Genomic DNA, 5060 nt, shown 5'->3' on the forward strand with positions numbered 1-5060 from the left:
TCCTCGGCGGGCGCCTCCTCGATCACCACGTGCGCGTTCGTCCCGCTCACACCGAACGACGACACACCCGCCCGCCGGGCTCGCGCCTCCTCACGAGGCCACGACCGCGCCTCGGTGAGGAGTTCGACGGCCCCTTCCGACCAGTCCACCTTCGGCGTCGGCTCGTCCACATGCAGCGTCCTCGGCAACTCCTCGTGGCGCAGCGCCATCACCATCTTGATGACACCCGCGACACCCGCGGCGCCCTGCGAGTGACCGATGTTGGACTTCACGGAGCCGAGCCACAGGGGGTCGCGGTCGCCCCGCTCCCTGCCGTAGGTGGCGATCAGGGCCTGCGCCTCGATCGGGTCGCCCAGCGCGGTGCCGGTGCCGTGCGCCTCGACCGCGTCCACGTCGGCCGGGGTCAGCCCGCCGTCCGCGAGGGCCTGCCGGATGACCCGCTGCTGCGAGGGGCCGTTGGGGGCGGTCAGGCCGTTGGAGGCACCGTCCTGGTTGACCGCCGTACCCCGCACGACCGCCAGCACCGGATGACCGTTGCGCCGCGCGTCCGACAGCTTCTCCACGAGCAGGACGCCGACGCCCTCGGACCAGGCGGTGCCGTCCGCGGCGGCCGAGAACGCCTTGACCCGGCCGTCCCTGGCCAGACCGCGCTGGCGGGAGAACTCCACGAACGTGTCCGGGGTCGCCATGACCATCACACCGCTCGCGAGGGCCAGCGAGCACTCGCCGCTCCGCAGTGCCTGGACGGCCATGTGCAGGGCGACCAGGGAGGAGGAGCACGCGGTGTCGACGCTGACGGAGGGGCCTTCCAGGCCGAGGGTGTAGGAGACCCGGCCGGAGGCGACACTGCCCGCGGTACCGGTCAGCCGCAGCCCCTGGAACTCTGCGGGGGCGTGCTGGAGCCGGAGGGTGTAGTCGTGGCTGATGATGCCGGTGAACACACCGGTGTCCGAGCCCCGCAGCGTGGCCGGGTCGATGCCGGCCCGCTCCAGCGTCTCCCAGGTGACCTCCAGCAGCAGGCGCTGCTGCGGGTCCATCGCGAGGGCCTCGCGCGGGGAGATCCCGAAGAAGCCCGCGTCGAACGCGCCGACGTCCGGCAGGAAGGCGCCGCGGTCGACGTACGACTTGTCGACGGCGTCCGGGTCCGGGTCGAACAGGGTGTCCAGGTCCCAGCCGCGGTTGTCGGGGAAGCCGCCCATGACGTCCGCGCCGTCGGCGACCAGCCGCCACAGCTCCTCCGGGCCGGTGACCCCGCCGGGGAACCGGCAGCCCATGGCGACGATCGCGATCGGCTCGTCGGTGTCCCGGGACCGTCCGCCGTCGGCACCGGTGTGCCGGGCGGGAGCGGTCGCCGCGGACGGCTCGGGCTCGCCGATGCCGAGTTCGGTGTGGAGGTGGGCGGCCAGCGCGGCCGGGGTCGGGTAGTCGAAGACGACGGTCGCGGAGAGCCGGACGCCGGTGGCGGCCGTGAGGCGGTTGCGCAGTTCGACCGAGGTCAGCGAGTCGAAACCGGCCTCCTTGAAGGCGCGTTCGGCGTCGACGGTGTGGGCGCCGGCGTGGCCGAGGACGGCCGCCGCGTGCCCGCGGACCAGGTCCAGCAGCCGTGACCGCTGCTCCTCCCGCGGGAGCCCGGCGAGTTCCTGGGCCGGTGCGCCGGTCGCCGCGGAGCGGGTCCGGGCGACCTGCCGGGTCTGCCGGACGAGTCCGCGCAGCAGCGGCGGTACGCCCTGGTCGGCGGCGCGGGAGCGCAGGCTCGCGAGGTCCAGGCGGGCGGGGACGAGGGCGGCCTCCGGCGAGCGCAGGGCCGTGGTGAAGAGCGCGTTGCCGATCTCGGCGGTGATGCCGAGCATGCCGTCACGCTTGTTGCGGGCCAGGGCGGCGGCGTCCAGGGTTCCGGCCATGCCCTCGGCCCACATGCCCCAGGCGAGGGAGGTGGCGGGCAGCCCCAGGGAGCGGCGGTGCTCGGCGAGCGCGTCCAGGAAGCCGTTGGCGGCGGCGTAGTTGGCCTGGCCCGGGTTGCCCAGGACACCGGCCGCCGAGGAGTACAGGACGAAGGCGGCCAGGTCCAGGTCGCGGGTCAGTTCGTGCAGGTGCCAGGCTGCGTCCACCTTCGCGGCGAACACCCGCTCCAGCCGCTCCCGGCTCTGCGCGGCGATCACACCGTCGTCCAGGACACCCGCCGTGTGCACCACCGCCGTCAGCGGACGCTCCACCGACTCCAGCAACGCCCCCAGCGCCACACGGTCCGACACGTCACACGCCTCGATCCGCGCCTCGGCACCGAACCCGGCCAACTCTTCCACGAGTTCGGCCGCACCCTCGGCTTGCGCACCCCGACGGCCCACCAGCAGCAGATGCCGCACGCCGTGCTCCTCGGCCAGATGCCGGGCGACCAACCGGCCCAGCGTGCCCAGGCCACCCGTGACCAGCACCGTCCCCTCCGGATCGAGGGCGCGGGGCAGGGTGAGGACGACCTTGCCGATGTGCCGGGCCTGGCTGACGTACCGGAACGCCTCCGGGGCCCTGCGCACGTCCCAGGTCCGGACGGGCAGGGGTGACAACGCGCCCTGCTCGAAGAGGGAGAGGAGTTCGGTGAGGATCTCCTGGACCCGGTCCGGACCGGCTTCGACCAGGTCGAACGCCTGGTAGACGACACCGGGGCAGGTGGCGGCCACCTCGTCGGCGTCGCGGATGTCGGTCTTGCCCATCTCCAGGAAGCGTCCGCCGCGCGGCAGCAGGTCGAGGGAGGCGTCGACGAACTCGTGGGCGAGCGCGTCGAGGACGACGTCCACGCCCCGGCCGTCGGTGGCCGCCAGGAACTGCTCCCTGAACTCCAGCGTGCGGGAGTTGCCGATGTGCCGCTGGTCGAGTCCGTTCGCGCGCAGGGCGTCCCACTTGCCGGGGCCGGCCGTGCCGAACACCTCGGCGCCCGCGTGCCGGGCCAGCTGGACGGCGGCCATGCCGACGCCGCCGGCGGCGGCGTGCACGAGCACCGACTCGCCCGCGCGCAGCCCGGCCCGGTCGAACAGGCCGTAGTAGGCGGTCGTGAACACGATCGGGACGCTCGCCGCCTGCTCGTACGTCCACCCGGTGGGGATCCGCACGAGGTGGCGGTGGTCGGCGAGGGCCTCGGGGCCGAAGCCGTCGCGCAGCAGGCCCATCACCCGGTCGCCGGGCGCGAGCGAGGTCACGCCGGGGCCGGTCTCCAGCACGACACCGGCGCCCTCGCCGCCGAAGTGGGCGGAGCCCGGGTACATGCCCAGGGCGATCAGGACGTCGCGGAAGTTCAGGCCGGCCGCGCGCACGGCGAGGCGGACCTGGCCCTCGGCGAGCGGCTCGCGGACCTGCGGTGCGGGCAGCAGCGCCAGGTTCTCCAGGGTGCCGGCGGCGGTGACGTCCAGGTGCCAGGTGTCGGCGCCGGCCGGGACCGCCAGGGTGTCCGCCGGGGCGCCGAGGGCGAGCCGGGGCGTGCTCGCGTGGCCCGCGCGGACGGCCAGCTGCGGCTCACCGGTGGCGAGAGCGGCGGGCAGCGCGTCGCGGGAGGCGGGGTCGTCGTCGAGGGCGGCCAGCACGATCCGGTCGGGGTGCTCGGACTGGGCCGAGCGGACCAGGCCCCACACGGCCGCGGCGGCCGGGTCGCCGAGCGGGTCCCGGGTGAGGACGACCAGGCGGCCGTCCGCGCCGTCCAGGTGGGCCTGGACGGCGCTGAGGACCCGCGTGGTCAGGTCGAGGGCGCCCTCGGGGCCGGCGGCGACGGGCTCGGTGAAGTCGGCGACCGTGCCCGCGGAGTCGGGCACCGGGCCCGGCTCGCGGGCCTCGGTGGCCAGCGGGGCCCAGTCGACCCGGTACAGGGAGTCGTGCGCCGGGGTCCGGGCGGTGCCGAGCTGCTCGGCGGAGACCGGGCGCAGCACCATGGAGCCGATGTCGGCGACGGGGGCGCCGGTCGGGTCGGCGAGGCTCAGGGAGATGCCGTCGGTGCCCTCGGGGACCGCGCGGACCCGCAGGGCGGTGGCGCCGGAGGCGTGCAGGGCGATGTCGTTCCAGGCGAACGGCATCCGGGTCCGGTCGGCGTCGGCTTCCTGCCCGGGGCAGAACATGCCGCTCTGCAGGGCGGAGTCGAGCAGCGCCGGGTGGAGGCCGAAGCCTTCGACGGTCGGCTCCTCGGGCAGGGCGATCTCGGCGAAGACCTCCTCGCCGCGCCGCCAGACCCGGCGCAGGCCCTGGAAGGCGGGGCCGTACTCGAGTCCGGCCGCGCGCCGGGCGTCGTAGAACCCCTCCAGAGCAACCGGCTCGGCCCCCGCCGGAGGCCAGGACCCGAAGTCGTACGACACTGCCGCCGGCGCCCGCTCGGCCAGCGCACCGCTGACATGCCGCACCCACGGCGTCCCCGGACCGGCGTCCTGGGCCGCCGAGTACACACCCACCGACCGCCGGCCGTCCTCCACACCCCCCACGACCACCTGGACCCGCACCCCACCACTCGCCGGCAACACCAGCGGCGCCTCGATGACGAGTTCCTCGACCGCGGCCGCACCCGCCTCGTCACCGGCACGCACCACCATCTCCACCAGCGCCGCACCCGGCACCACGACCGAACCGGCCACCACATGCTCCGCCAGCCACGGATGCGTCCGCACCGACAACAGACCCGTCGCCAGCACCCCACCGGACTCCGGCAACGGGGTGACCGCGCCGAGCAGCGGGTGCCGGGCCCCGGCGAGTCCCGCGCCGGAGACGTCGGCGACGGGAGCGGCGTCCTCCAGCCAGTACCGCTCGCGCTGGAAGGCGTAGGTCGGCAGGTCCACGCGGCGCGCACCGGTGCCGGCGAAGACGCCGTCCGCGTCCACGGCGACGCCGTGCGCGAAGAGCCGGCCCAGCGCCGTGACGGCGGCACGCGGTTCGGCGAGACCGTTGCGGAGCAGGGTCACGAACCCGGTGCCGGTGGCGTCGGAGAGGCTCTGCTGGGCGAGGGCGGTGAGGACGCCGTCGGGCCCGGCCTCCAGGAACACCCGCACACCCTGCCCCTGCAGCGCCGCCACCCCGTCCGAGAACCGAACGGC

At 75.2% G+C, this 5060-nt stretch carries 1 protein-coding gene; it reads right to left on the reverse strand.

Going from position 1 to position 5060, the window contains the following annotated elements:
• Nucleotides 1–5060: SDR family NAD(P)-dependent oxidoreductase (locus ABZ923_RS40920; RefSeq protein WP_361483409.1), on the reverse strand; the 5060-nt coding region annotated here is incomplete at both ends.

The sequence above is a fragment of the Streptomyces sp. NPDC046881 genome (assembly GCF_040645015.1).
GTDB lineage: Bacteria > Actinomycetota > Actinomycetes > Streptomycetales > Streptomycetaceae > Streptomyces.